The organism is Stenotrophomonas sp. 05N37 (assembly GCF_056397365.1).
The window spans coordinates 95,356-120,222 of sequence record NZ_JBFTNG010000006.1 but is presented as its reverse complement, the minus strand read 5'-3'; the positions used below and the strand labels follow the sequence as shown (position 1 = coordinate 120,222).

At 69.3% G+C, this 24,867-nt stretch carries 24 protein-coding genes; 8 read left to right on the top strand and 16 right to left on the bottom strand.

The window, feature by feature from the left end:
- Positions 1 to 499: 499 nt before the first annotated feature.
- From mtnC to AC1DGC_RS16155, 5 genes are all read right to left on the bottom strand, one after another.
- Positions 500 to 1,198, bottom strand: a complete 699-nt coding sequence (mtnC, locus tag AC1DGC_RS16175; protein WP_478048336.1) for an acireductone synthase — start codon at positions 1,196 to 1,198, stop codon at positions 500 to 502.
- A gap of 3 nt (positions 1,199 to 1,201) precedes the next feature.
- Positions 1,202 to 1,765, bottom strand: coding sequence for a 1,2-dihydroxy-3-keto-5-methylthiopentene dioxygenase (locus tag AC1DGC_RS16170; protein WP_259202429.1), 564 nt, complete (start codon positions 1,763 to 1,765; stop codon positions 1,202 to 1,204).
- A 161-nt stretch (positions 1,766 to 1,926) separates the two neighbouring features.
- Positions 1,927 to 2,568 (bottom strand): methylthioribulose 1-phosphate dehydratase, encoded by a 642-nt coding sequence (locus tag AC1DGC_RS16165; protein ID WP_259202431.1) that lies wholly within the window; start codon positions 2,566 to 2,568, stop codon positions 1,927 to 1,929.
- Between the two features lie 68 nt (positions 2,569 to 2,636).
- Complete coding sequence (locus AC1DGC_RS16160; RefSeq protein ID WP_259202432.1) at positions 2,637 to 4,064, bottom strand: amino acid permease; 1,428 nt, start codon at positions 4,062 to 4,064, stop codon at positions 2,637 to 2,639.
- 68 nt (positions 4,065 to 4,132) lie between these two features.
- Positions 4,133 to 5,611, bottom strand: coding sequence for an amino acid permease (locus AC1DGC_RS16155; protein WP_259202434.1), 1,479 nt, complete (start codon positions 5,609 to 5,611; stop codon positions 4,133 to 4,135).
- Positions 5,612 to 5,797: 186 nt separating this feature from the next.
- Between AC1DGC_RS16155 and AC1DGC_RS16150 the strand changes: the two genes are divergently transcribed.
- Positions 5,798 to 6,379, top strand: coding sequence for an NUDIX hydrolase (locus tag AC1DGC_RS16150; protein WP_394163724.1), 582 nt, complete (start codon positions 5,798 to 5,800; stop codon positions 6,377 to 6,379).
- Positions 6,380 to 7,570: 1,191 nt separating this feature from the next.
- Here the strand turns inward: AC1DGC_RS16150 and serA are convergent.
- Positions 7,571 to 8,812: a phosphoglycerate dehydrogenase gene (gene serA / locus AC1DGC_RS16145; RefSeq protein WP_478048335.1), complete on the bottom strand. Its 1,242-nt coding sequence runs from the start codon at positions 8,810 to 8,812 to the stop codon at positions 7,571 to 7,573.
- Between the two features lie 188 nt (positions 8,813 to 9,000).
- Here serA and AC1DGC_RS16140 point away from each other — a divergent pair, with 188 nt between their 5' ends.
- From AC1DGC_RS16140 to AC1DGC_RS16125, 4 genes are all read left to right on the top strand, one after another.
- Positions 9,001 to 10,389 (top strand): FAD-binding oxidoreductase, encoded by a 1,389-nt coding sequence (locus tag AC1DGC_RS16140; RefSeq protein WP_259202439.1) that lies wholly within the window; start codon positions 9,001 to 9,003, stop codon positions 10,387 to 10,389.
- Positions 10,390 to 10,450: 61 nt separating this feature from the next.
- Positions 10,451 to 10,747, top strand: a complete 297-nt coding sequence (locus AC1DGC_RS16135) for a DUF2388 domain-containing protein (protein ID WP_394163727.1) — start codon at positions 10,451 to 10,453, stop codon at positions 10,745 to 10,747.
- A complete protein-coding gene (locus AC1DGC_RS16130) occupies positions 10,747 to 12,561 on the top strand; it encodes a DUF7844 domain-containing protein (RefSeq protein WP_478048334.1) in 1,815 nt (604 codons plus the stop codon). The genes AC1DGC_RS16135 and AC1DGC_RS16130 overlap by 1 nt, the downstream gene beginning before the upstream one ends.
- A gap of 139 nt (positions 12,562 to 12,700) precedes the next feature.
- Complete coding sequence (locus tag AC1DGC_RS16125) at positions 12,701 to 13,435, top strand: MliC family protein (protein ID WP_478048333.1); 735 nt, start codon at positions 12,701 to 12,703, stop codon at positions 13,433 to 13,435.
- A gap of 12 nt (positions 13,436 to 13,447) precedes the next feature.
- Here AC1DGC_RS16125 and AC1DGC_RS16120 read toward each other — a convergent pair whose 3' ends face one another.
- From AC1DGC_RS16120 to AC1DGC_RS16090, 7 genes are all read right to left on the bottom strand, one after another.
- Positions 13,448 to 14,029, bottom strand: a complete 582-nt coding sequence (locus AC1DGC_RS16120) for a hypothetical protein (protein WP_394163730.1) — start codon at positions 14,027 to 14,029, stop codon at positions 13,448 to 13,450.
- Positions 14,019 to 14,585, bottom strand: a complete 567-nt coding sequence (gene yeiP, locus AC1DGC_RS16115; protein WP_394163731.1) for an elongation factor P-like protein YeiP — start codon at positions 14,583 to 14,585, stop codon at positions 14,019 to 14,021. The genes AC1DGC_RS16120 and yeiP overlap by 11 nt, the downstream gene beginning before the upstream one ends.
- Positions 14,586 to 14,652: 67 nt before the next feature.
- A complete protein-coding gene (locus AC1DGC_RS16110) occupies positions 14,653 to 15,423 on the bottom strand; it encodes an SDR family NAD(P)-dependent oxidoreductase (RefSeq protein WP_394163732.1) in 771 nt (256 codons plus the stop codon).
- A 77-nt stretch (positions 15,424 to 15,500) separates the two neighbouring features.
- Positions 15,501 to 18,068, bottom strand: coding sequence for a sensor domain-containing protein (locus tag AC1DGC_RS16105; RefSeq protein WP_478048332.1), 2,568 nt, complete (start codon positions 18,066 to 18,068; stop codon positions 15,501 to 15,503).
- Positions 18,065 to 18,961, bottom strand: coding sequence for a hydroxymethylglutaryl-CoA lyase (locus AC1DGC_RS16100; protein ID WP_394163734.1), 897 nt, complete (start codon positions 18,959 to 18,961; stop codon positions 18,065 to 18,067). The genes AC1DGC_RS16105 and AC1DGC_RS16100 overlap by 4 nt, the downstream gene beginning before the upstream one ends.
- A gap of 192 nt (positions 18,962 to 19,153) precedes the next feature.
- The gene (locus AC1DGC_RS16095) at positions 19,154 to 19,540 is read right to left on the bottom strand and encodes a VOC family protein (protein WP_478048331.1); all 387 of its coding nucleotides are present in this window, start codon (positions 19,538 to 19,540) and stop codon (positions 19,154 to 19,156) included.
- Between the two features lie 10 nt (positions 19,541 to 19,550).
- Complete coding sequence (locus tag AC1DGC_RS16090; protein WP_259202453.1) at positions 19,551 to 20,339, bottom strand: enoyl-CoA hydratase-related protein; 789 nt, start codon at positions 20,337 to 20,339, stop codon at positions 19,551 to 19,553.
- 117 nt (positions 20,340 to 20,456) lie between these two features.
- On the opposite strand from AC1DGC_RS16090, the gene AC1DGC_RS16085 reads away from it, so the two are divergent.
- Genes AC1DGC_RS16085 through AC1DGC_RS16075 form a run of 3 tightly spaced genes read left to right on the top strand, consistent with a single transcriptional unit; the run spans position 20,457 to position 22,824 of the window.
- The gene (locus AC1DGC_RS16085; protein ID WP_259202454.1) at positions 20,457 to 20,714 is read left to right on the top strand and encodes a FeoA family protein; all 258 of its coding nucleotides are present in this window, start codon (positions 20,457 to 20,459) and stop codon (positions 20,712 to 20,714) included.
- The gene (gene feoB / locus AC1DGC_RS16080) at positions 20,711 to 22,570 is read left to right on the top strand and encodes a ferrous iron transport protein B (protein WP_259202455.1); all 1,860 of its coding nucleotides are present in this window, start codon (positions 20,711 to 20,713) and stop codon (positions 22,568 to 22,570) included. The genes AC1DGC_RS16085 and feoB overlap by 4 nt, the downstream gene beginning before the upstream one ends.
- Positions 22,570 to 22,824, top strand: coding sequence for a DUF6587 family protein (locus AC1DGC_RS16075; protein ID WP_478048330.1), 255 nt, complete (start codon positions 22,570 to 22,572; stop codon positions 22,822 to 22,824). Before feoB ends, AC1DGC_RS16075 begins: the two co-directional genes overlap by 1 nt.
- A 159-nt stretch (positions 22,825 to 22,983) precedes the next feature.
- Here AC1DGC_RS16075 and AC1DGC_RS16070 read toward each other — a convergent pair whose 3' ends face one another.
- From AC1DGC_RS16070 to AC1DGC_RS16060, 3 genes are read right to left on the bottom strand one after another with little or no spacing between them, the layout of a single operon-like run.
- Positions 22,984 to 23,565 (bottom strand): NAD(P)H-dependent oxidoreductase, encoded by a 582-nt coding sequence (locus tag AC1DGC_RS16070; RefSeq protein ID WP_478048329.1) that lies wholly within the window; start codon positions 23,563 to 23,565, stop codon positions 22,984 to 22,986.
- Positions 23,566 to 23,618: 53 nt separating this feature from the next.
- Positions 23,619 to 24,020, bottom strand: coding sequence for a MerR family transcriptional regulator (locus AC1DGC_RS16065; protein ID WP_478048328.1), 402 nt, complete (start codon positions 24,018 to 24,020; stop codon positions 23,619 to 23,621).
- Positions 24,020 to 24,781, bottom strand: a complete 762-nt coding sequence (locus AC1DGC_RS16060; protein WP_449336271.1) for a 3-oxoacyl-ACP reductase — start codon at positions 24,779 to 24,781, stop codon at positions 24,020 to 24,022. Before AC1DGC_RS16060 ends, AC1DGC_RS16065 begins: the two co-directional genes overlap by 1 nt.
- Positions 24,782 to 24,867: the final 86 nt, after the last annotated feature.

Sequence of the window (24,867 nt, the reverse complement as noted above, 5' to 3'; positions counted from 1 at the left end):
CGGCTGACGCGACGCAGGATGCCCCCACGCCATGCGTGGCTGACGCGAGGCGTGGTGCGCGCGAAGAGCATCCACGCATGGCGTGGATCTACGCGGTGGGCCTCGGGGCGGCGCACACAGCGGCTGACGCGATGCAGGATTTCCGTAGAGCCACGCCATGCGTGGCTGACGCGAGGCGTGGTCCGCGCGAAGAGCATCCACGCATGGCGTGGATCTACGGGTTGGGTCCCCGCGGCTGGGCACACAGAGGCTGACGCGATGCAGGATTCCCGTAGAGCCACGCCATGCGTGGCTGACGCACGGCGTGGTCCGCGCGAAGAGCATCCACGCATGGCGTGGATCTACGGGTTGGGTCCCCGCGGCTGGGCACACAGAGGCTGACGCGATGCAGGATTCCCGTAGAGCCACGCCATGCGTGGCTGACGCACGGCGTGGTTCGCGCGAACAGCATCCACGCATGGCGTGGATCCCCGCGTCGGGTCGCCCCGGGGTGGCGCAATTACAGCGTGATCTGCTGGAAATTCTCGACGCGGTCGTGGCCATGGGTGGCTTCGCCCGTGCGCGGCAGCGGGTAATCGTCCAGGCGGTCGAGCAGGCGGGTCTGCAAGCCTGCGTCGCGCGCGGCGTCCAGCTCTTCCACCACGTCGGAAAGGAACACGATCTGGTTCGCCGGCACGCCGATCGTCTGCACGATGCGGTGGTAGCTGTCGGCCTCACGCTTGCCACCGACTTCGGTGTCGAACCAGCCGGAGACCAGCCCGGTCAGGTCGCCGGCCTCGCTGAAACCGAAGAACTGCTTCTGCGCCGGCACCGATCCGGAGGAATACACGTACAGCCGCTTGCCTTCGGCGTGCCAGCCCTTGAGCGCCGCGCCCACCTCCGGGTAGAAGTGCGCCTTGTAGTCGCCGTTGCGGTAGCCGCTTTCCCAGATCATGCCCTGCAGCGCCTTGAGCGCGGTGTGCTTGCGGTCCTGGTCGATCCAGCCCTGCAGGGTCTCCACGACCAGGCTGTCCTGGCAGGCACCGCCGATCTCCACGGCCACCGCGTCCAGCCAGCGGCGCACCTCCGGCTGCTGGCCATGTGCGGCGACGAATGCCGTCAGGGCCTTGCGCGCATACGGGAACAGCACGTTCTTGACGAACGAAATGCTGCTGGTGGTGCCTTCGATATCGGTGAGGATGACAGTGGGATGCGGCATGGATCAGTCGGCCTGGTGCTGTGCGGGGTGGTAACGCGGGAACTGCTGGGCGATGTCGCTGCCGGTGAAATGACCCACCCAGCCATCGGCCTCGGTGAAGAAACGGATCGCGACGAAATTGGGCTCTTCGCCCATGTCGAACCAGTGGGTGATGCCATCGGGCACGGCGATCAGGTCGTCCTTGACGCACTCGATCTCGTACACCTTGCCGTCCACGTGCAGGGTGAACAGGCCGGAGCCGGCGACAAAGAAGCGCACCTCGTCTTCCTTGTGGAAGTGTTCGTCGAGGAATTTCCTGCGCAGTTCGGCACGGTTGGGGTTGTCCGGGGCGATCGACGCCACGTCCACGCTCTTGAAGCCGTGCTGGGCGACCAGGCGGTCGATGTCGGCCTTGTAGGCGGCGAACACCTCGTCCTGGCTGGCGCCGGGGGCGACCTCCTGGGTGGCCTGCCAGCGTTCGAAGGTGACCCCGATCCGGGTCAGTTCGGCCGCGATCGCCGCGCCATCGCGGCTGTCGAACAACGCGGTGTCCGGGGCAGTGTCGTCAAATATGCGGAGTCGGCTCATGGCGGCGGCAGCGAGGCGAAAGGGGGAAGGAAAGGGTACCAGCGCAGCGCCGGGGCAGGGGCGCTGCGCTGATGGTGAACGGCGGAATACAGATTCCCTTCAGGAATCTGCACGGGGCACGCCCGGTCCGTGCAGCGTGGCCCGGCGCCCGCCCAACCCGTTCAGCCGCGCAGTTTGCGCAGTTCCAGCTCGCAATGGAACAGGAACTCGAAGGCTTCCAGGTGCCGGCGCGCTTCGGCCATGTCGCGGCCCCAGGCATACAGGCCGTGGCCGTCGATCAGGTAGCCCCACAGGCATTGCTGGTCGAGCAGCGCATCCACCTGCGCCGAGAGCACGTCCATGTCCTGGGTGTTGGCGAACACCGGCACGTCGATGGCCATCTCGTGGGTGCTGTTGCCGTGGAAGGCCTTGAGCAGCTCGTAGCCTTCCAGGCGGATGTGGCCTTGCGGCGCATACAGGCGCGAGGCCACCGTCTGCACCGGCGAGTGCGTGTGCAGCACGCAGCCGATCTCCGGGAAACGGCGATACAGCTGGGTGTGCAGCAGGGTCTCGGCGGACGGGCGCAGGGGGCGGCCAACGGCCTTGCCGTCGAAGTCCACCACCATGATGTCGTCCTCGACCAGCCGGCCCTTGTCCTTGCCGGACACGGTGATCGCCGCGTGGCGGTCATCCAGGCGGTGGGAGAAGTTGCTGCTGGTCGCCGGGGTCCAGCCGGCCTGGGCCAGCTCGCGGACGTTGTCGATCAGCACCTGGGCCAGGTCGCTCAGGCGGGCGGTGTCGTAGGGGAAGGTCGGGGTGGTCATGCGGCCATTTTACGGCGCTTCGCTGATTCGCGCGCGCCCGGCGCCGGCCAATGGCCGGCGGCAAGCCCCTATTTCCCGCGCAGGCGGCTGTGGCGGTAGCCGTAGCCGAAGTAGATGGCAAAGCCCACTGCGGTCCAGACCCCCATCAGCATCCAGTTGTGCGCGGTCATCGCGGTCAGCAGGGCGATGCAGCTGAGCACGCCGAGGCTGCAGATCAGCCACGCCATCGGCATCCGGAACGGGCGCGGCAGGTCCGGCTGGGTGCGGCGCAGGATCAGCACGCCGGCGCAGACCGCGGCGAAGGCGATCAGCGTACCCATCGAGGTAAGTTCGCCGAGGATGTCCAGCGGGAACAGCGCGGCCAGCAGGGCGATGCCGATACCGGTGATGACGGTATTGATGTGCGGCGTGCGGTAGGTCGGGTGGATCTTGGTGAACACCGGCGGCAGCAGGCCGTCGCGGCCCATGATCATGAAGATGCGCGGCTGCCCGATGATCATCACCAGCACCACCGACGACAGGCCGATCAGCGCGCCGATCTCCACGATGATGCGCAGCCAGCCCAGCTGCGGGTGCGCGGCCACCGCGGTGACCACCGGCTCGTCGGTGCCCAGCAGCGTGTACGGCACCAGCCCGGTCATCACCGCCGCCATGGCGATGTACAGCACCGTGCAGATCACCAGCGAGAGCAGCATGCCGATCGGCATGTCGCGCTGCGGCTTGTGCGATTCCTGCGCGGCCACCGACACCGCCTCGAAGCCGATGTAGGCGAAGAACACCATCGCCGCGCCGCGCAGCACGCCTTCCATGCCGTACTTGCCCGGGCCCTCGTTGGCGGGGATGAACGGGGTCCAGTTGGCCGGGTCCACGTACCGCCAGCCGGCGATGATGACCAGGACGATCAGCCCGGTCTTGAGCACCACCATGGCCATGTTCATGGCCGAGGACTTGCTGATGCCGACGTAGCACAGCCAGGTCAGCAGCAGCACCAGGATGGCGGCGGGGATGTTGGCGATCGCCCCGGTCGGGCGCAGCTGCGCGTCCAGAGGGGCACTGACCAGCGCCGCGGGGAGGTGGATGTCGAAATGACTGAGCAGGCTGAGGAAGTAACCGGTCCAGCTGACCGCCACCGCCGAGGCCGAGACGCCGTACTCGAGCACCAGCATCCAGCCGATGAACCAGGCCGACAGCTCGCCGAAGGTGGCGTAGGTATAGGTGTAGGCGCTGCCGGAGACCGGCACCATCGCCGCGAATTCGGCATAGGCCATGGCGCAGAACGCGCAGCAGATCGCGGCCAGCACGAAGGACAGCATGATCGCCGGGCCGGCGTGGTTGGCTGCGGCCTGGCCGGTGATCACGAAGATGCCGCCGCCGATCACCGCGCCGATGCCCAGCGCGGTCAGGCCCCAGGGGCCGAGGGTGCGGCGCAGGCTCAGGCCGTTGGCGTCTTCATGGGCGGCGTGCGGATGCTTGGTGGCCCACAGTTGCTTGAACATGGTGTTGACTTCTTCTCAGGCGCGACGGATCAAACGACCGGGCCGGCACTTGGCCGGCCCGGCAGCACTCAGGCGGACTTCTTGTTGAGCTTGCTGTGGCGCATGCCGTAGCCGAAGTAGATGCACAGGCCCAGCAGGGTCCAGCCGACGAACAGGTGCCAATGCACCACGAACGCCTGCCAGAACAGGAACAGGCACGACAGCGCGCCCAGCGGGCAGATCACCCACACCAGCGGCACGCGGAAGGGGCGCGGCAGTTCCGGGCGGGTATAGCGCAGGATCAGCACGCCGATGCAGACCGTGGCGAAGGCCAGCAGGGTGCCCATCGAGACCAGCTCGCCGAGCACGTTCAGCGGGACCATGCCGGCCAGCGCGGCGGCGATCACGCCGACCACGATCGTGGCCCAGTACGGGGTGCGGAAGCGCGCGTGGACCTTGCCGAACACCTTGGGCAGCAGGCCATCGCGGGAGATCGTGTAGGCGATGCGGGTCTGGCCCATCATCATCACCAGCACCACCGAGGAGAGGCCGGCGATCGCGCCGATTTCCACGGCGGTCTTCAGCCAGGACAGGCTCGGGTAGGCTTCCAGCGCGGTGGCCACCGGCTTGTCGGTGCCCAGCAGGTGGTAGGGCAGCATGCCGGTCAGCACCGCGCAGACGATGATGTAGACGATGGTGCAGACCGCCAGCGAGCCGAGCAGGCCGATCGGCATGTTTCGCTGCGGATCCTTGGTTTCACCGGCCGCGGTAGAGACCGCATCGAAGCCGATGTAGGCGAAGAACACGATGGTGGCTGCACGGAACACGCCGCTCCAGCCGAACTCGCCGGACACGCCGGTGTTTTCGGGGATGAAGGGGTGCCAGTTGGCCGGGTCCACGTGTGCCGCGCCGATGCCGATGAACAGGCAGATCACGAACACCTTGATCGCCACGATGATCGCGTTGACGAAGGCGGACTGGGTCACGCCCACGTACAGCAGGCCGGTCACGGCCGCCACGATCAGCACCGCTGGCATGTTGAACAGCTTGCCGGAGGCGATGAACTCCTGGCCGGTCCAGGCGATCGGCGCGGCACTGAGCGCATCCGGGAACGGCATGTGCAGCGTGGTGGTGATGAAGCTGATCAGGTACGCCGACCAGCCCACCGCGACCGATGCCGAGGCAAACAGGTACTCCAGCACCAGGCACCAGCCGATGAACCACGCCATGCCTTCGCCGAGGGTGGCGTAGGAATAGGAGTAGGCGCTGCCGGAGACCGGCATCATCGCCGCGAACTCGGCGTAGCAGAGGCCGGCCAGCGCGCAGGCAATGCCAGCGAACACGAACGACAGCATCACGGCCGGGCCGGCGTGATTGGCCGCGGCCTGGCCGGTGAGCACGAAGATGCCGGCGCCGATCACCGCGCCGATGCCGAGCATGATGAGGTGCTTGGCTGTGAGGGTCCGTTTCAGCGTGGCTTCGCCGTCCAGGCTGCCTTCGATGGGCTCGCCGGCATCGACGTGCCCGGCCGGTTCGACCGGTTTGACCCTCAACAGAGACTTCAGCATGCAGTGCTTCCCTAAAATGGACAAAGGTGAGGCGCGCGGTACTTTGCCGCGCGCCCTGATGGCAACTGGGCGCCCCAACGGAGCGGGGCCCGCTGTACCTTAGCCAAAGCTGAAGCCTGCACACAAGCACAAATGCAGCATGACCCCGGTGATAATCGACAAATTCCGCCCGAACCCGCCGCTGCCATGCCGATGAACCCTGAATCCGTTGTCGTTGCTGATGCCGAACTGCGCGCCGAACTGGCCGCCTATGCGCAACGCCAGCCCGGACACGCCGCGCTATCTGCCGAATTCAGCACACTATTGGATGATCCGGAAAATCCGTTCCTGCGCGAGCGCCTGGCCGGCCACTTCACAGGCAGTGCGTGGCTGGTCAGCGCCGACGGGCAGCGCGTGCTGCTCACCCACCACCGCAAGCTGGACCGCTGGCTGCAGTTGGGCGGCCACGCCGATGGCGACCGTGACCTGGCCCGGGTGGCGCTGAAGGAGGCCGAGGAAGAGTCGGGCCTGAGCGGGTTGGTGCTGGAGGATGGCGAGCTGTTCGACATCGACAAGCACTGGATCCCCGAGCGAAAGGACGTGCCCGGCCACTGGCATTACGACGCGCGCTACGTGGTGCGTGCGCTGGGCAGCGAGCAGTTCGCGCTCAGCGAAGAGTCGCTGGCCCTGGCCTGGCGGGATATCCGTGACGTGGCCAATGCGGCGATCGAGACGCCGGACGGTGACGATTCGCTGCCGCGGATGGCGAAGCGCTGGCTGGCGCGCTAACCCGAGGCCGAATGCTTCTCGCGGCCAAGACCCGGCGCGCACCGGTAGTGCCGAGCCGTGCTCGGCAACCGCGAGCCAGCGCGGCAACCGGTCGCCGCCGGCCGGGCGACGCGTCGGTGGCGCGGGTGATCTCCGTCCGACGTGTGGCTCAGGCCATCGCGATCCCGCGACGAAAAGCAGCCGAGCATGGCTCGGCTCTACCGGGATCCGGGTGCACCGGACCATTGGCGGGCAATCCGGGGCGCACCGGTGATGCCCGACCACGGCCGCCAAGCGCGATCCGGCGCGCACCGGTAATGCCGAACCATGGCCACCAACCGCGATCCGGCGCGCACCGGACCATGGCCGCCAATCCAGGGCGCACCGGTAATGCCGAACCATGCCCACCAACCGCGGTCCGGCGCGCACCGCACCATGGCCGCCAATCCGGGGCGCACCGGTAATGCCGAACCATGGCCGCCAACCGCGATCCGGCGCGCACCGGTAGTGCCGAGCCATGCTCGGCAACCGCGCACCAGCGCGGTAATCGGTCGCCGCCGGATGCCTCCCGACGGGCGACGCGTCGGTGGCGCGGGTGATCTCCGTCCGACGTGTGGGTCGGGCTATCGCGAGCCCGTAACGAAAAGCAGCCGAGCATGGCTCGGCTCTACCGGGATCCGGGTGCACCGGATCATGGCCGGCAATCCGGGGCGCACCGGTGATGTCCGACCGCGGCCGCCAACAGCGATCCGGCGCGCACCGCACCATGGCCGCCAATCCGGGGCGCACCGGTAATGCCGAACCATGGCCGCCAACCGCGATCTGGCGCGAACGGGTAGTGCCGAGCCATGCTCGGCAACCGCGCACCAGCGCGGCAACCGTCCGCAACCGGATGCCGCCCGACAGGCAACGCGTCGGTCGGGCGCCTGATCTCCGTCCGACGTGTGGGTCAGGTCATCGCGAGCCCGTAACGAAAAGCAGCCGAGCATGGCTCGGCTCTACCGGGATCCGGGTGCACCGCACCATGGCCGCCAATCCAGGGCGCACCGGTAATGCCGAACCATGGGCGCCAACCGCGATCCGGCGCGTACAGGTTAATGCCGCACCATGGCCGCCAACCGCAATCCGACGCGAACCGGTAGTGCCGAGCCATGCTCGGCAACCGCGCACAGCGCGGCACGACATCCCGCCGCCGGGGAGCCCGGCGGGCGATCAATACAGTACGCGCGTCCGCAGCGTGCCCGGGATCGCGGCCAGCTCTTCGCGAACGGCCGTCGCCTGGGCCTCGCTGGCGGTGATGTCGATGACCACGTAGCCCACCTTGGGGTCGGTGCGCAGGAACTGGCCGTCGATGTTGACGTTGTGGCGCGAGAAGATCTCGTTGACCTTGGACAGCACGCCCGGCACGTTCTGGTGGATGTGCAGCAGGCGCAGGCTGTCTTCGTGCTCGGGCAGGGTCACTTCCGGGAAATTGACCGCCGACAGGGTGCTGCCGTTGTCGCTGTAGCGGACCAGCTTGGCCGCCACTTCCACACCGATGTTGTCCTGCGCTTCCAGCGTGCTGCCGCCCACGTGCGGGGTCAGGATCACGTTGTCGTGCGCGGTCAGCGGCGACACGAACGCATCGCCGTTGCCCTTGGGCTCGATCGGGAACACGTCCACCGCCGCGCCGCCGATATGGCCGCTGTGCAGCGCCGCGTCCAGCGCGTCGATGTCGACCACGGTGCCGCGCGCGGCATTGATCAGGTGCGCGCCGGGACGCATGCGCGCCAGTTCGGCGGCGCCGATCATCCACTGCGTGGCCGGGGTTTCCGGCACGTGCACGGTGACGATGTCCGCGCGCGCGAGCAGGTCGTCCAGGCTGATCGCCGCGCGCGCATTGCCCAGCGACAGCTTGGTTTCCACGTCGTGGAAGATCACCTGCATGCCCATCGCCTCGGCCATCACCCCGACCTGGGTACCGATGTGGCCGTAGCCGATGATGCCCAGCGTCTTGCCGCGCACTTCATGGCTGCCGGCGGCCGATTTGGACCATCCGCCGCGATGGCATTCGGCATTCTTCTGCGGGATGCCGCGGGTGAGCATGATCGCTTCGGCGATGACCAGCTCGGCCACGCTGCGGGTGTTGGAGTAGGGCGCGTTGAACACCGGGATGCCGGCCAGCTCGGCAGCGTCCAGGTCGACCTGGTTGGTGCCGATGCAGAAGCAGCCCACCGCCATCAGGCGCTTGGCATGGGCCAGCACCTCGGCGCTCAGCTGCGTGCGCGAGCGGATGCCGAAAATGTGCGCCTCGGCGATGCGTGCCTTCAGTTCGTCTTCGGGCAGCGCCTTGCTGTGCAGTTCGATCTGCGAATAGCCGGCGGCGGTGAACACGTCGATCGCGGTCTGGCTCACCCCCTCCAGCAACAGCACGCGGATATCCTGCTTCGGGAACGAGGTCTTCTTCGGCGACATGGGCGGGTGCGGCATGGTGGGCGGGAGCACCCAACTATGCCAGAACGGGCCGCCGATTGTGCAGTGCGCCAATGGGCGCGGAGATGGTTTCAGATGCATCCGTTGACACGCCCCAGGTCGATGCCAGCCGTCGGGCCAGCGGCGGGGGTCTGCTACGCTTGGGAATTCCCTCGCCCAGTCCTGCTGCCATGACCGATCCGCGCCTTTCTTCGCTGTTGCAGGACTGCCCCGGGCTGCGGCTCAAGACCGATCCGGCCGACCTGGAGCACTACGGCCGCGACTGGACCCGGCGCTGGACCCCGGCGCCGCTGGCCATCGCGCTGCCGGGCAGCGTGGAGGAGGTGCAGGCGATCCTGCGCTGGGCGAGCGCCCAGCAGGTGGCGGTGGTGCCCTCCGGCGGCCGCACCGGCCTGTCCGGTGGCGCGGTCGCCGCGCAGGGCGAGCTGGTGCTCAGCCTGGAACGCATGAACAAGCCGCTGGCCTTCGATGCCGTGGACCGCACCTTGACCGTGCAGGCCGGCATGGCGCTGGAAGCGGTGCACAACGCCGCGCTGGAACACGGCCTGATCTACCCGGTGGATTTCGCCGCGCGCGGGTCGTGCTCGATCGGCGGCAACATCGCCACCAACGCCGGCGGCATCCGCGTGATCCGCTACGGCAACACCCGCGAGTGGATCGCCGGGCTCAAGGTGGTCACCGCCAGCGGCGAGCTGCTGGAACTCAACAAGGGCCTGATCAAGAATTCCAGCGGCTACGATTTCCGCCAGCTGCTGATCGCCTCGGAGGGCACCCTGGGGGTGATCGTGGAGGCCACGCTGCGGCTGACCGATCCGCCGCCGGCCAGCAACGTGATGCTGCTGGCGCTGCCCAGTTTCGAGGTGCTCATGCAGGTGTTCGCCGCGTTCCGCGAGCGGTTGCAGCTGCAGGCCTTCGAATTCTTCACCGACCGCGCGCTCGAACACGTGCTCGCGCATGGTGCGCAGGCACCGTTCGCCGAGGTGCACCCGTTCTACGTGGTCACCGAGTTCGCCGCCGGCGACGAGGCCCAGGAGGCCGCCGCGATGGCCGCCTTCGAGGCCTGCATGGAGCAGGGCTGGGTCAGCGATGGCGTGGTCAGCGCGAGCGATGCGCAGGCCGCGCAGTTGTGGCGCCTGCGCGAGGGCATCACCGAAGCGGTGGCGCGTTACACGCCCTACAAGAACGACGTGTCGGTGCGGATCTCGGCGATGCCCGCGTTCATGGCCGAAACCCAGGCCTTGATCGGCCAGGCATATCCGCAGTTCGACGTGGTCTGGTTCGGCCACATCGGCGACGGCAACCTGCACATCAACGTGCTCAAGCCCGACGCCACCGCCAGCGCGGAATTCCTTGCCCAGTGCGAGCACGTCACCACGCTGCTGGCGCAGGTGCTGGCCCGTTTCGATGGCAGCATCTCGGCCGAGCACGGCATCGGGCTGGTCAAGAAGGGCTACCTGGACAGCACCCGCAGCGCGCCGGAAATCGCCTTGATGAAGGCGGTCAAACGTGCGTTTGATCCCCAAGGCCTGCTGAATCCCGGCAAGCTGTTCGACCTGTAGGCCGCGACAGGATTTCACCCAGCCTATACGCTCTGCGTTTTCCACCGCGAACGACACCCTGATGATGCGTCCGATCCTGCTTCTTGCCGTCCTCGCCCTGCCGCTGTCCGCGCTGGCCTCCAGCTTCGCCGGCTCCTCGGCCGGTTCCGCCTCCGGCGCGTCGTCGGCCGGTTCGTCCAGCTCGGACGATGACAAGATCGTGCTCGACGCGCGCGACGATGCGGCCGCGTTCGTTGCCAGCGATGGCGCCATCCGTGGCGCGCGTCTGGAAGCGGCGTTGCTGCACCTGCGCGAGCGCGATGCCGCCCAGCGCGACGCCAGCGACCTGGCCCTGGCCAAGGCGCTGCTGGCCCGTTGATGCACGTGCGTGGCCAGGCCCGCCGCTGGCGATGGGCGGCCCTGGCGGCGCTGCTGGCCGCGCCGCTGGCGCAGGCCGGTCTGCGCCTGGAACTGCAGGCCGACGGCCTGGATGCGGCCCAGCGGGTGGCCGCGCAGCGGGTACTGGACGAGGTGCCGCTGCCCGCCAGCTGGCAGGCGCGCTTCGATGCCCCGGTGCGCGTGCGCTGGAGCGATGCGCTTCCCGTGCAGGTGCATGGGCGCGCGCGCAACGGCGCCATCACCCTGCGCCGGCAGCTGCTCGACGAGCTGCAGGACGGGCAGCCGCTGCCGCGAGCGGTGCAGGCCGCGCTCATCCATGAACTGACCCACGTGCTCGACCGCAGCCGCGCTGGCGGCTGGTCGCGCAGCGCACGCTGGCGCGAGCTCAGTGGCTGGCAGCAGCGCCCGTGGCGGATGGGGCGCAGCGGCAATCATTTCAGCCAGCGCAGCCCGGACCCGTACGAGCGCGCCAGCCCGGCCGAGTTCCTCGCCGTCAACGCCGAACACTTCCTGCTCGACCCTGGCTATGCCTGCCGCCGTCCCGCGCTCGCGGCGTGGTTCGACAGCACCATCGGCACGCGCGGCGACGATGCAGCGCGTTGCGATGCGCGGATGCCCCTGGTCCAGAGCGACGATGCCACCGGCGCGGCGTCGCTGCTGGAGCTGGATCCGGCCCGTGTGTACGCGGTGGATTACCTGCTGGCCGAGGGCAACGACCAGATGATGAGCCGATGGGGCCACAGCATGCTGCGGCTGGTGATCTGCGCGCCGGGGCGGCCGCCGGGCCCGGCCTGCCGCATGGACCTGGCCCATCACCGCGTGCTGTCCTTCCGCGCATTCGTCGGCGACGTGCAGATCTCCAGCTGGCGCGGCCTGACCGGTTCCTATCCCTCGCGCCTGTTCGTGCTGCCGCTCAACCAGGTGATCAACGAATACACCCAGGTGGAGCTGCGCGGGCTGGCCTCGGTGCCACTGCGGCTGCAGCCGACCGAGATTGCCAGCCTGCTCGAACGCGTGGCGCAGGTGCATTGGAGCTACGACGGCCGCTACCTGTTCGTCAGCAACAACTGCGCGGTGGAAACCGGCAAGCTGCTGCAGGCGGGCGTGCCGGGGTGGGCCACGCCGGGACTGAACCGGATCACGCCGCGCGGCCTGCTGGACAGGCTGCAACGGCAGGGGCATGCGGATGGTTCGGTGTTGCGCGATCGCGATGCCGCGTTGCGCCAGGGCTACTACTTCGCCTCTGCCCAGGACCACTACCAGCAGCTGTTCGACGTCGCGCGGGCCGAGCTTCCGCTCGGCGCGGACCGGGTCGACGACTGGCTGCGCCAACCGGCGGCCCGGCGCGCAGCCTCGCTGGAGCAGGGCGGGTTGCGTGCCACCGCCGCGCTGCTGCTGCTGGAACAGGCGGTGCGTCAGCGCGAGGAACTGCGCGCGCGCGACCTGCTCAAGCGTACCCTGGCGGCCCCGGCCGATGCCGGCGACGACGCGCGCCAGGCCTTGATGGCCCTGCTGCGCGATACCGGCCAGCTGGTCAGCCCTGCCGCACTCGTGCCGGCCGGTGGCTATGGCCTGCCGCTGGGCAGCGAGCGCGCCGCCGCGGCGGCGTCCACTGCGGCGATCAGCCAGCGTGCGGTGCCGGGCTGGCAGGCGCTTGCCCAGCGACTGCGCGCGCGGCTGCCGGCGGCGCACCAGGAGGAACTGCGGATCACCGACGACAACCTGGAACGGCTGGGTGCGCGGATGCGTTTGCTGGCCCGCGCCGACACCGCCGCCGGCGCTGACCTGCACTGAGGTCGCTGCCGCGCATGCGCGCGCCGAGCGCCGGCGACGCGATGGCGCGGACGGGGCCGGAGTCAGTGCCGCTTCACCTGCGGCTGCAGGGTGCGGGCTAGGATGGTGCGTTGAATGCAACAACCGCAAGGAGTTCCACATGCGTGCTTCCCCCTGGCTTTTGAGCCTCGCCATCGCGGCCGGGCTGGCCGCCTGCCAGCCGGCGCCACAGGGTGGCGACACCGCCAGTGCAGGTGCGACCGACCAGGCCCCACCGCCGGCGGTCGCGGCTACGTCCGACGAGCGCAGCTATGTCTTCCAGTGCGGCGAGCTGACGGTGCATGCGACGTATCGGGGGCAGGATTCGGCCACCGTGGTGGTGGGCGACCGCACCTTCGCGATGTCATCGCAGCCGGCCGCCTCCGGCGCCAGATACAGCGACGGTCAAGGCACCACGTTCTGGACCCGGGGCACCACCGACGGCACCCTGGCGTTGAAGGGGGAGCCCGACCGCACCTGCACCGGGTCGGGTGCGGAAGGGGTGGCAGCGCCGGGGCCGGCCGCGGCGGGCACCGCGGCGGCGGGCTTCCGCGCGACCGGCAACGAGCCGGGCTGGCTGGCGGAAGTAGCCGCCGGTGCGACGCCCAGCCTGCGGGTGGAAACGGATTACGGGCAGCGTACCTTCGAGATTCCGCTGCCGACCCAGGGCAAGGATGGCTGGTCGGGCAAGGCCGCCGACGGCACCGACATCAAGCTCACCTTCCAGCGCACGGTCTGCCAGGACGACATGAGTGGGCAGGCGTTCGGGACCACGGCGATGCTGACCGTGGGCGCGCGGCAGTACCACGGCTGCGGTGATTTCGGCGGGGCGCCGACGCTGGCCGCCAAACCGTGAACCGAGGGTGGATCAGCGCACGTCCTGCGGGCGGCAGTGGTCCGCCGCGACGTCGGTGAACAGGTCGTAGCGGTTGCCCACGCCGATCAGTGCTTCGCGCAGCGCGCAGTCGTCATGATGGCGGTCGTAGAGGTCGGCGAAGATGCGCTCGCGGCCATCGCAATAGCGCTCGCTGGCGGTCTCGAGTTCCAGTCGCCGCGCTTCATCGTAGGCTTCTTCGCCCGCGAAGTGCTGGCAGGTGTTTTCGCGTTCGAGGAACGCGCGCACGTCGGCCGGCATCTGGCAGTAGATGCGGATGTCGTCCAGGTCGCCGATGTCGTTGGAGACCGCGCAGCCGGCGGCAGCCCGCGCCTGCTCGAGCTCATCCAGGTCGGGCATGCCGCCACTGGGGTCGCTGTCGGCGTCCGAGGGGGCGTCCACGGCCGGTGCAGCGGCAGCCGGGGCGTCGGTAACGCGGTCCGCTGCGGCGACGTCGCCCTGGCTTGACGCCGGCGGGGCGGCATCCACTGCATCAATGCTGCTGTCCGCTGCCCGCGGCGCGCACGCCGCGAGCAGGGCCAGGCAACCGAGCAGCGCGACGCGCTTAGTCGGCACGGCCGGCAAATTCACCGGTGGTGGTGTTGACCAGCACGCGCTCGCCGTTGGCGATGTACTCGGGCACCATGATCTCGATACCGGTGCTGAGCTTGGCCGGCTTCGGGCGTTTGGTGGCGGTGCCGCCCTTCATTTCCGGCGGGGTTTCGACCACTTCCAGCACCACGCTGGTCGGCAGCTGCACGCCCACCGGGGTTTCGTCGATCACCTGCACGTAGATGCCGGTCAAGCCGTCGGTGATGTAGCCGGCGTCGTCGCCGAGCACGTCCGCGTCGACCATGTACGGGGTGTAGTCCTCATCATCCAGGAACACGAACGCATCGCCGTCCTTGTAGGAATAGGTGGACTGGCGGCGCAGCAGTTCGACTTCCGGCAGGTTGTCGTCGGCATCGAAGCTGGCATCGAGCTTGTTGCCGCCCGGCACGCTGTACATGATGAAGCGGAAGCGGACGTTGCCGCCGCGGCCCTGCGGCGAGCTGCGCTCGATGTCGCGGATCTGGTAAACGCCGTTGTTGTATTCGACGACGTTGCCTTTCTTGATGTCGTTGGCTTTCATGGACTGAAGGTCGGTTCGTGGGAGGTCAGGGCGCCAGACCGGGCGCCCGGCGGGATGGGAATGCGGGTTACTTCGGCGCCAGCCGCACCGCGCCGTCCAGGCGGATGGTCTCGCCGTTGAGGTAGGTGTTGCCGAGGATGTGGCCGACCAGGCCGGCGAAATCCTCCGGCTTGCCCAGGCGCGGCGGGAACGGGATCGAGGCGGCCAGCGACTCCTGCACGGCCGGCGGCATGCCATCCACCATCGGCGTCCAGAAGATGCCCGGGGCGATGGTCATGACGCGGATGCCGAAGCGCGACAGCTCGCGCGCCATCGGCAGGGTCATGCTGACCACGCCGCCCTTGGAGGCGGCATACGCGGCCTGGCCGATCTGGCCCTCGTAGGCGGCCACGCTGGCGGTGTTGATGATGACCCCGCGCTCGCCGTCCTCGCCCGGGGTGTTGTGCTGCATGCGGTTGGCCGCGGCCTTGGCCACGTTGAAGCTGCCGACCAGGTTGACCATCACCGTGGCCTGGAAACTGGCCAGCGGCATCGGCGCTTCCTTGCCGAGCACGCGGCCGGCACCGAGGATGCCCGCGCAGCTGATCGCGGCATTGAGGCCGCCAAGAAAGTCGTGCGCGGCATCGATCTGCGCGGCAACGGCGGCTTCATCGCTGACGTTGGTGGTGAAGTAGCGGGCATTGGCCTCGCCAAGCCCGGCCACCGCGGCCGCGCCCTTGTCGTCATTGAGGTCGAACAGGGCCACCTTGGCGCCCTGGGCGACCAGGTACTGGGCCACGGACAGGCCGAGGCCGGAGACGCCACCGGTGATGACGGCACGGACTGAAGACAGCTGCATTGCGTGGTTCCGCTGGTTCGGGAACCGCCGATTCTAGCGGAAGCCGGCGCCGCCGCCGTTGTGCAGTGCGCGCGCGCTCAGTGGCGGTGGACCAGCCGCCGTGCGAATTCGTCGGCCGGCAGCCCCGGGGCGAACAGGAAGCCCTGGCCGACCGACACCCCGAGGGCCTGCAGGAAACGCCGCTGCGGCTCCGACTCGATGCCCTCGGCCACCAGCCCCAGGCCCAGGCTGCGCGCGATGCCGCAGACCGCCTCGCAGACCGCTTCATCGGAGCGGTTGCCCGGCACGCCTTCGACGAACAGCTGGCTGAGCTTGAGCCCGTGGATCGGCAGACGACGCAGGTAGTTCAGCGCGCTGTAGCCCTCGCCGAAGTCGTCGATGGTGAGCAGCACGCCCATCTCGCGCAGGCGGGCAAAGGTCTGCAGGGTGTCCGGGGCGTCCTCGATCAGCACCCGCTCGGTGAACTCCAGTTCCAGCGCGCTGCCGGGCAGGCCGAACTCGTCCAGCACCTGGCGCACGTTGCGGGCCAGGTCCTCGCCGACGAACTGGCGGTAGGACACGTTCACCGCCACCCGCACGATGCCCAGCCCGGCGTCCTGCCAGGCGCGGATCTGGCGGCAGGCCTCGCGCAGCACCCACAGCCCGATCCGGACGATGTCGCCGGTGCTCTCGGCATGGCCGATGAAGATGTCCGGCCGCAGCTCGCCCAGCTGCGAATTGCGCCAGCGGATCAGGGCCTCGGCCGCCACCATGCGGCCGTCATGCAGGTTCACCTGCGGCTGGTAGACCAGGTGGAACTCGTCGTCGTCCAGGGCCCGGTGCAGGCGGCTTTCGATCTGCAGGCGGTCGTGCTGGCGCTGCGCCAGCTCCGGGGAGAATACCTGCCAGCCGTTGCGGGTGCGCCGCTTGCAGTCGTACATGGCGATGTCCGCGTTCTGGATCAGCTGCTGCGGGCGCAGCCCATCCTGCGGGGCACGCGCGATGCCGATGCTGGTGGTGACCGCGAACTCGTCGCTGCCGAAGCGGAACGGGGTGCTGAAGCCGCGGGTGATCGCCTCGGCCAGGCGCTCGGGCTGGTCGGCCTGGTCGCGGGTGTCGCAGACCACCAGGAACTCGTCGCCGCCGAACCGCGCCAGCAGCCCTTCGGTACCGATCGCGGTGGCGATGCGGCGGGTGGCGTCGATCAGCAGTTCGTCGCCGGCGTTGTGGCCGAGCAGGTCATTGACCGTCTTGAACCGGTCCAGGTCGATGTACAGCACGGCCACCCGGCAATGGGTGGGGTTGGCCATGCGCGTGGACAGGTCGTTGAGTACCGCGTCGCGGTTCATGATGCCGGTGAGCGGGTCGGTACGGGCCTGGATGCGCAGGGTTTCCTCGGCCTGCTTGCGCGCGGTGATGTCCTGCACGGTGCCGGCGATGCGCGCGGCGTCCACGTCGCCGGCCTCGGCCTCACCGATCATCCGCACCCAGAACGAATGGCCGTCACTGCGCTGGCCCTGCAGTTCCAGTTCGAACGGGGCCTGCTTGTCGATCACGTCCAACAGCGCCTGCTGCAGCTGCGAGCGGTCGTCCACGCGCAGGCATTCCAGCAGGTGGGCCATGTCGTGCAGCGGCAGCGCCTGGCCGAGGATGCGGTTGGCCTCGTCGGTGAGATACAGCCGCTGCAGGCCGCGGTCCCATTCCCAGCCGCCGATGTGCGCCAGCGACTGGGCGCGGTCGAACAGCGCGTTGGTGCGCTTGAGTTCGGTGATGTCGCTGAACATGCCGAACACATGGTCCGGACAATCGCGGCCGGTGCCAAACACCGGCACGTTGGTGGTGGAGATCCAGATCATGCGGCCGCGCGGGCGGTGGTACAGCCCGACGATGGTGCTGCGGATGATCCGCCCGGTGCGCAGCGATACCGCCGCCGGCCATTGCTCGCGGGTGAGCGGGTGGCCGTGTTCGTCCACGCAGATCCAGTCATCCGGGGCCAGCATCGCCTGCAGGCTGCCGCCGTTGCCGGCGGTGCCGAGGATGCGATGCGCGGCCGGGTTGGCCGAGACCACGCGCAGGTGGGCGTCGAACAGGACCACGCCCTTGTCGATCGACTCCATCAGCAACCGGTAGCGCGATTCGGCCTGCCAGCGGCTGCTGAGGTCGCGCGCCACCGCCACGATGCAGTGCTCGCCCTGGTGCTCGAAACCCGCCGAGTGCACCTCCACCGGGAAGCGGCTGCCGTCGCCGCGCATGTTGGTGACTTCGATGACGTAGGTCTCATCGCGCCGCAGCGCCTCCCACACCGGGTCGAGGTGGTCGCTGGGCAGGTCCGGGTTGAGCAGTTCGATCGGCTGCCCGACGATGTCCTCGCGCGGGCGGCCGTAGGCGCGCACGCCGGCCTTGTTGAGGTCCAGCACCACGCCGGTTTCGCTGAGGATGCTGACCGGGTCGGGCACCGCATCGAACAGCGCGGCGTAGCGGCGCAGTGCCAGCTGGCGCTCGTCCATCGCTTCCTGCAGCGCCTGCTGCACATCGCGCAGCAGGGTCCGCAGGTCGGCCTCGCCGGGGATGCGTGCGAGCGCCTGGTCCATGGCGGCCAGCGCGTGGACGTGGGCGGTGAGGTGGTCACCGGCCGCAACGTTCCGGCGCGGGCCGCGGCGACTCATGTGGCCGCCAGCGCCTTGCCGGCCTTGCTGCCGGTCTCGCGGCCGAGCCGCGCGGCCAGCCAGCGGCCGGTCGTGGCCAGCGCCGGCAGGTCGATGCCGGTGCGCATGCCGATGCCGTGCAGCAGGTACACCACGTCCTCGCTGGCGACGTTGCCGCTGGCCCCCTTGGCGTAGGGGCAGCCGCCCGCGCCGGACACCGCCGAATCCACCACGCGCACGCCTTCCTCCAGGCACGCGTCGATGTTGGCCAGCGCCTGCCCGTAGGTATCGTGGAAGTGCACCGCCAGCGCGGCCATCGGCACTTCGGCGGCCACGGCGTGCAGCATCGCGCGCGCCTTGCGCGGCGTGCCCACGCCGATGGTGTCGCCCAGCGAAATTTCGTAACAGCCCATCGCGTGCAGCGCGCGCGCCACCCGCACCACCTCGCTGACCGGCACCTCGCCCTGGTAGGGGCAGCCGAGCACAGTGGAGACATAGCCGCGCACCTTCACCCCATCGGCCCTGGCGCGTTCGAGGATCGGAGCAAAGCGCGCCAGCGATTCGTCGATGCCGGCGTTGGTGTTGGTGCGGTTGAAGGTTTCCGAGGCGGCGGTGAACACCGCCACTTCCTGCACGCCCACGGCGCGCGCCCGGTCATAGCCCTGCTCGTTGGGCACCAGCACCGGGTAGGCGATGCCGGGCCGGCGCTCGATCCCGGCGTAGACCTCGGCGGCGTCGGCCAGTTGCGGCACCCAGCGCGGGCTGACGAAGCTGGTGGCCTCGATGGTGCGCAGGCCGGTCAGCGACAGCTGCCGGATCAGCTCGATCTTGTCGGCGGTGGCCACCGGCTGGGCTTCGTTCTGCAGGCCATCGCGCGGGCCCACCTCGACGATGCGGACGAAGGTGTCATCCATGGCAGGCCTCCCGGCGAACGGGATGGCGCACAGCAGGCTGCGTAGGGGGCGGGGTTGGGGTCACAGGGATACCAGGGAAAGGAGGGTGGCCCACGGTCCCCGGCGGGCCACGAAAGGGGGATACGCGGGATGGGCGACAAAGCGGCCATCCTGCGCCAGGCGCACGCGGTCGTCGGGGGCGACCGCCGGGCGTCAGCCCGGACGGTGGCAGACCGCTTCGATGTTGTTGCCGTCCGGATCGAGGACGAAGGCCCCGTAATAGTCGGGGTGGTAATACTCGCGGATGCCCGGGGGGCCGTTGTCGCGGCCGCCGGCAGCCAGCGCCGCGGCATGGAAGGCATCCACCTCGGCGCGGCTGCCGGCACTGAAGGCGACGTGGACGCCGCCGTGGGCGCCGGGCGCATTGCCGATCCAGAAGTCCGGCTTGCCGGTGCGGCCGAAGCCGGCGTGGTCGTGCGCGCCGGTCTGTTCGGCGCCGACCTGCATCACCACCGTGATGCCGAGTGGCGCCAGGGCCTGCTGGAAGAAGGCCAGGCTGCGCGTGAAGTCGGCGCAGCGGATACCGATATGGTCAAGCATGTCCGAGTCCTCAGTCCTGGGTAACCCAATGCGGGGCGCGCTTGTCCAGGAAGGCGCCGAGGCCCTCCTGGCCCTCGGCCGAGACCCGCAGCCGCGCGATCAGCGCGGCATTGTCGCGGTCCAGCGCATCGCGGTCGCGGCCCGCGCTGACCCGACGCACCAGGTCCTTGGCCAGGGCCGAGGCGATCGGGCCGGCCTTGTCCAGCAGGCCGAGCTGGCGCTGCACGGCCTCGTCGATGCGTTCAGGTTCGATCAGCTGGTGGACCAGCCCGATCCGCAAGGCGGTGTCGGCGTCGAAGTGCTCCCCGGTGGCGAACCAGCGCCGTGCCTGGCGGGGGCCGATGGCGTCGATCACGTACGGGGAGATCACCGCCGGCAGCAGCCCCAGCCGGCTTTCGGTCAGGCCGAACCGGGCCGTGGTGCTGGCGATGGCGATGTCGCAGCAGGCCACCAGGCCGACCCCGCCACCGAAGGCGGCGCCGTGCACCCGCGCGATGGTCGGCTTGGGCAGCTCGTCCAGCGTGCGCATCAACTGCGCCAGGGCCAGCGAATCCTGGCGGTTGGCCTCTTCGCTGGCGGCGGCCATGCCGCGCATCCACTGCATGTCCGCGCCCGCCGAGAACGAAGCCCCCTGGCCGGCCAGCACCACCGCACGCACCTGCTCGTCGCGGCCGGCGGCGTCCAGCGCCGCGGTGAGCTGGGCGATCAGGGCCGCATCGAAGGCGTTGTGCAGGGTGGGGCGGTTCAGCCAAAGGGTCAGCACCGAGGCGCTGCGTTCTATCCTTAATGCATCACTCATGGGGGTCTGCGGTCGGTCCATACATGTACGGATCATAGCGGGCCATTGGTCACGGGCAATGACGCGGCGCGGCGATGGTAGAATTGATAACCATTCCTATCATCGAGAAGGCGCTCCGTGACGTTGTCCGATCTGGCGCTGTACGACTCCGCCCTGGTGGCGTCCGTGCAGGAACTACACGCAAACGATGCGATCGCCCGCCGTCTGAAGGAGCTTGGCTTCGTCGAAGGGGAAGAAGTGCGTCTGGTAGCCCGTGGTCCGGTCGGCGCCGAGCCGCTGCTGGTGCAGGTCGGGTTCACGCGCTTCGCCCTGCGCCGCAGTGAGGCGTCGCGCATCGTGGTGACCGCGCTGCCGGGCGGGGAGGCGCGCGCATGAGCGCTGCGACCGCCGCCCTGCGCGTGGCGCTGGTGGGTAACCCCAACAGCGGCAAGACCGCGCTGTTCAACCAGCTGACCGGCAGCCGCCAGAAGGTGGCCAATTACACCGGCGTGACCGTGGAGCGCAAGGAAGGCCGCCTGCGCGCGCCGTCCGGGCGCGAGTTTGCCGTGCTCGACCTGCCGGGTGCCTACAGCCTGCAGCCCGCCAGCCTGGACGAGGCGATCACCCGCGACCTGTGCCGGGGCTTCTACCCGGGCGAGGCCGCGCCGGACGTGCTGCTGTGCGTGATCGATGCGACCAACCTGCGCCTGCACCTGCGCTTCGCGCTGGAGCTGCGCGAGCTGGGCAAGCCGATGATCGTGGCGCTCAACATGGTCGACGCCGCCCAGCGCCGTGGCATCAAGATCGACGTACAGGCCCTGGAACAGGCGCTGGGCGTGCCGGTGGTGGAAACCGTGGCCGTGCGCCGCAATGGCGCCCAGGCGCTGGTCGAACGGCTGGACGGCATGGTGCCGCACCTGCAGGCGCCGGTGGCGGCACCGGCCGAAGACCGGGACTACCACGCCCAGGTGCGCGCCATCCTGGCCGCCGCGGTGAGCATGCCCACGCGCACCGCGAAGGTGGACGATGCGCTGGACCGCTGGCTGCTGCACCCGGTGTTCGGGTTGTTGACCCTCGCAGTGGTGATGTTCCTGATCTTCCAGGCGGTCTATGCCTGGGCCACGCCGGTGATGGACCTGATCGAGGCCGGTACCGGGGCGCTGGGCGAGTGGGTCGGTGGCGCGCTGCCGGAAGGGCCGCTCAACAGCCTGCTGACCGACGGCATCATTGCCGGCGTGGGCGGGGTGATCATCTTCCTGCCGCAGATCCTGATCCTGTTCGCCTTCATCCTGGCGCTGGAGGAATCGGGATACCTGCCGCGGGCCGCGTTCCTGCTGGATCGGATGATGGCGGCGGCCGGCCTGTCCGGGCGCTCGTTCATCCCGCTGCTGTCCAGCTTCGCCTGTGCCGTGCCGGGCATCATGTCCACCCGCAGCATCCAGGACCCGCGGGATCGCCTGGCCACGATCCTGGTGGCCCCCTTGATGACCTGTTCGGCGCGGCTGCCGGTGTATGCGCTGCTGATCGGTGCGTTCATTCCGCAGAAGCAGGTCTGGGGCGTGTTCAACCAACAGGGCTTGGTGCTGTTCGGGCTGTACGCGGCCGGCATCGTCAGCGCGCTGCTGATGTCCTGGTCCATGAAGAAGTGGCGTCGCGACAAGAGCGAGCACCCGTTGATGCTGGAGCTGCCGTCCTACCGCATTCCGCACCCGCGCGACCTGGCGGTGGGGCTGTACGAGCGCGGCATGATCTTCCTCAAGCGCGTGGGTGGCATCATCCTGGCGCTGACCATCCTGTTGTGGGTGCTGCTGTCGTTCCCGGGGGCACCGGAGAACGCGACGATGCCGGCGATCGACTACAGCTTCGCCGGCCAGATCGGGCACGCGATGGCGGTATTCTTCGCACCGCTGGGCTTCAACTGGCAGATCTGCATCGCCCTGATCCCGGGCCTGGCCGCGCGTGAAGTGGCCGTGGCGTCGCTGGCCACGGTGTATGCGCTGTCGGCTGCCGATGATGACGCCGCCAGCCAGGCGCTGACCCCGCTGATCAGCGATGGCTGGTCGCTGGCCACCGCGCTGTCGCTGCTGGTCTGGTACATCTACGCGCCGATGTGCATTTCCACGCTGGCCACGATCAAGCGCGAAACCAACTCGTGGAAGCAGATGGGCTTTGCCACCTTCTACCTGTTCGCGGCCGCCTACATCGCCTCGCTGGTCACCTACCAGGTGACCGTGGCACTGGGCGGCGGCTGATGGACGCCGGCCTGCTGCTGCAGTACGCCGTGATCGCGCTGGCCGTGCTGGTCAGCGCGTGGGTGGTGATGAAGAAGCAGTTCCCCGGCGTGGTGCGCAGGATCCGCGGTGCGATCGCGCTGGTGCTGGTCAAGCCGCAGCGCGCTGCCTGGCAGCAGGCGTTGGGGCGCAGGATCGCACCGCCGGCCAACGCCGGTGGCGGGGCCTGCGGCGGCTGCGACAGCTGCGGCCCGACCCCGCCCAAACAGCATTGAGCCGGCGCACCCGTCGCACCATCACCGTAGCGCCACGCCATGCGTGGCTGGCACAAGCCGACGCACCATCACCGTAGCGCCACGCCATGCGTGGCTGGCAGCCATCCGCACGCCGGAACCAAGGGCAGCCCCGCATGGCGTGGCTCTACCCCCTCCATTTCACCTGGCCTGGCGGCCCAGTTGCTCGGCCTGTAGCAGCCACGCATCCCGCTGCGCGGGGGTGCTGCTGCGCACCGGGCCGAGCCCGGTGATCCGCACCGGCTTGATCCCGCAGAACTCCAGGATGGTGCGCCGAATCTGCTGGTGCCCCGGCATCCGGTACACCCAGCGGTAGTACCAGGGCGGGGTGTCCAGCGTGGTGATCACCCGCGCGCTGCGTCCGGCCAGCAGCCGGTCCCACCACACCGAATCCTTGCGGTAGCGGAACGCCACGCCCGGCAGGAAGGCGCGGTCGAAGAAGCCCTTCAGCAGGGCCGGCATGCCGCCCCACCAGGTCGGGTAGACCAGCACCAGGTGCTGGCACTCCGCGATGGCGGCGTTGACCTGCTGCAGGGCCGGCTCCAGCGGCTGGATCTGGCGGTAGCCATGGCGCAGGATCGGGTCGAAGGCGAGTTCGCCGAGCGCGAACAGCTGCACGGGGTGGCCGGCGGCCTGCGCGGCCTGCCGGTAGCGCTCGGCCAGGGCCCCGCACAGGCTGTCGCGGTCGGGGTGGCCAAGCAGGATAACGATCGAACGGGACATGGGGGCGCTCGTGAGGGGAGCGCGCAGCCTACGGTCTGCCCCATGGGGCAGAGTCAAGCGGCCAGGCAGTCACCGCTGGCCATGCACGCATCCAGCGGCCCGGTGTCGCCGTGGCCGATCAGCACGACCACCTCGGCGCGAAGCTGTGTCAGCGCGGCATCCAGTTGCTGCAGGCGCTGCATGTCCGCGCGCACCGCCTGCTGCCGCTGCGCCAACAGCGCCTGCACGCGCAACCAGTCGATGCCGCCATCGGCGCGCCGCAGCGCGGCCACGTCGGCCAGCCGGAAGCCCAGCGCAAGGGCCTGCCGGATCAGCAGCACCAGGTTGAGATCCTGCTCGCTGTAGTCGCGGTAGCGGTTGATCCGCGCCACCGTGGCCAGCAGCCCGCGCGCCTCGTACAGGCGGATGGCCTTCTGGCTGGCGCCACTGCGCCGCGCCACCTCGGAGATGCGCATCAGTCGCGCACCAGGCCGCCGTCCACCACCAGGTTCTGCCCGGTGACCGCGCGCGACCAGGGCGAGGCGAAGAACAGGGCGGCATCGGCGAACTCGGCCGGGGTGGTCACGCTGCGCAGCGGTGTGTTGGCCGCGATGTAGTCGAATACCGCCTCCGGCGTGGCCGCACTGGCATCGGTGCTGCGCAGCAGGCCGCCGGACAGCATGTTCACGGTGATCCCGTCCGGGCCGAGGTCGCCAGCCAGGGTGCGGGTGAGCGACAGCAGCGCGGCCTTGGCCGCGGTGTAGTCGTGGTAGGGCACCACCGGGTTCTGGAACAGGTTGGTGCCAATGTTGATCACGCGCCCGAAGCGCTGCGCGCGCATGCCGGGCAGGGCGGCCTGCACGGTGTTCAACGCGCCGCGCACGCTGCCTTCGAACTGCGCGTTGAATGCCTGCCAGCCGATCGCATCGGCCTGGGCGCGGGCGTCGCCGTTGAACGAGAAGGCGGCCAGCGCGTTGTTGACCACGCTGGTGACCTCGCGACCGAAGTGCGCGCGGGCCTGCGCGAACATCGCCTGCACCTGCGCGGGGTCGGTGACATCGGCGCGCACCGCGAGCGCGGCCGGGCCCAGGTCGGCGGCCAGTGCGCTGGCGGCGTCGGCGCTGTGCAGGTAGTTGACCAGCACCTGCGCGCCTTCGCGCGCAAAGGCGCGTACCAGGTGCTGGCCGAGGCCGCGGGCGCCGCCGGTGACGAGGACGAGTTGCTGGGAAAGCTGCATGGCGGACCGGCGGCAAGGAGGGGGCGCACAGGGTAGCAAGCGACATCGCGCCCTGGCCGGGCGCCTGCCTGCATGGCGGTGGCGTT

Coding starts and splice junctions, on each gene's coding strand:
- AC1DGC_RS16140 (WP_259202439.1), top strand. CDS start 9,001: ATGACCGATCCGCGCCTTTCTTCGCTGTTGCAGGACTGCCCCGGGCTG.
- serA (WP_478048335.1), bottom strand. CDS start 8,812: ATGTCGCCGAAGAAGACCTCGTTCCCGAAGCAGGATATCCGCGTGCTG.
- AC1DGC_RS16130 (WP_478048334.1), top strand. CDS start 10,747: ATGCACGTGCGTGGCCAGGCCCGCCGCTGGCGATGGGCGGCCCTGGCG.
- AC1DGC_RS16060 (WP_449336271.1), bottom strand. CDS start 24,781: ATGCAGCTTTCCCAGCAACTCGTCCTCGTCACCGGCGGCGCCCGCGGC.
- AC1DGC_RS16105 (WP_478048332.1), bottom strand. CDS start 18,068: ATGAGTCGCCGCGGCCCGCGCCGGAACGTTGCGGCCGGTGACCACCTC.
- AC1DGC_RS16070 (WP_478048329.1), bottom strand. CDS start 23,565: ATGTCCCGTTCGATCGTTATCCTGCTTGGCCACCCCGACCGCGACAGC.
- AC1DGC_RS16100 (WP_394163734.1), bottom strand. CDS start 18,961: ATGGATGACACCTTCGTCCGCATCGTCGAGGTGGGCCCGCGCGATGGC.
- AC1DGC_RS16165 (WP_259202431.1), bottom strand. CDS start 2,568: ATGACCACCCCGACCTTCCCCTACGACACCGCCCGCCTGAGCGACCTG.
- AC1DGC_RS16090 (WP_259202453.1), bottom strand. CDS start 20,339: ATGAGTGATGCATTAAGGATAGAACGCAGCGCCTCGGTGCTGACCCTT.
- AC1DGC_RS16110 (WP_394163732.1), bottom strand. CDS start 15,423: ATGCAGCTGTCTTCAGTCCGTGCCGTCATCACCGGTGGCGTCTCCGGC.
- AC1DGC_RS16125 (WP_478048333.1), top strand. CDS start 12,701: ATGCGTGCTTCCCCCTGGCTTTTGAGCCTCGCCATCGCGGCCGGGCTG.
- AC1DGC_RS16170 (WP_259202429.1), bottom strand. CDS start 1,765: ATGAGCCGACTCCGCATATTTGACGACACTGCCCCGGACACCGCGTTG.
- yeiP (WP_394163731.1), bottom strand. CDS start 14,585: ATGAAAGCCAACGACATCAAGAAAGGCAACGTCGTCGAATACAACAAC.
- mtnC (WP_478048336.1), bottom strand. CDS start 1,198: ATGCCGCATCCCACTGTCATCCTCACCGATATCGAAGGCACCACCAGC.
- AC1DGC_RS16095 (WP_478048331.1), bottom strand. CDS start 19,540: ATGCTTGACCATATCGGTATCCGCTGCGCCGACTTCACGCGCAGCCTG.
- AC1DGC_RS16065 (WP_478048328.1), bottom strand. CDS start 24,020: ATGCGCATCTCCGAGGTGGCGCGGCGCAGTGGCGCCAGCCAGAAGGCC.
- AC1DGC_RS16075 (WP_478048330.1), top strand. CDS start 22,570: ATGGACGCCGGCCTGCTGCTGCAGTACGCCGTGATCGCGCTGGCCGTG.
- AC1DGC_RS16160 (WP_259202432.1), bottom strand. CDS start 4,064: ATGTTCAAGCAACTGTGGGCCACCAAGCATCCGCACGCCGCCCATGAA.
- feoB (WP_259202455.1), top strand. CDS start 20,711: ATGAGCGCTGCGACCGCCGCCCTGCGCGTGGCGCTGGTGGGTAACCCC.
- AC1DGC_RS16135 (WP_394163727.1), top strand. CDS start 10,451: ATGATGCGTCCGATCCTGCTTCTTGCCGTCCTCGCCCTGCCGCTGTCC.
- AC1DGC_RS16150 (WP_394163724.1), top strand. CDS start 5,798: ATGCCGATGAACCCTGAATCCGTTGTCGTTGCTGATGCCGAACTGCGC.
- AC1DGC_RS16155 (WP_259202434.1), bottom strand. CDS start 5,611: ATGCTGAAGTCTCTGTTGAGGGTCAAACCGGTCGAACCGGCCGGGCAC.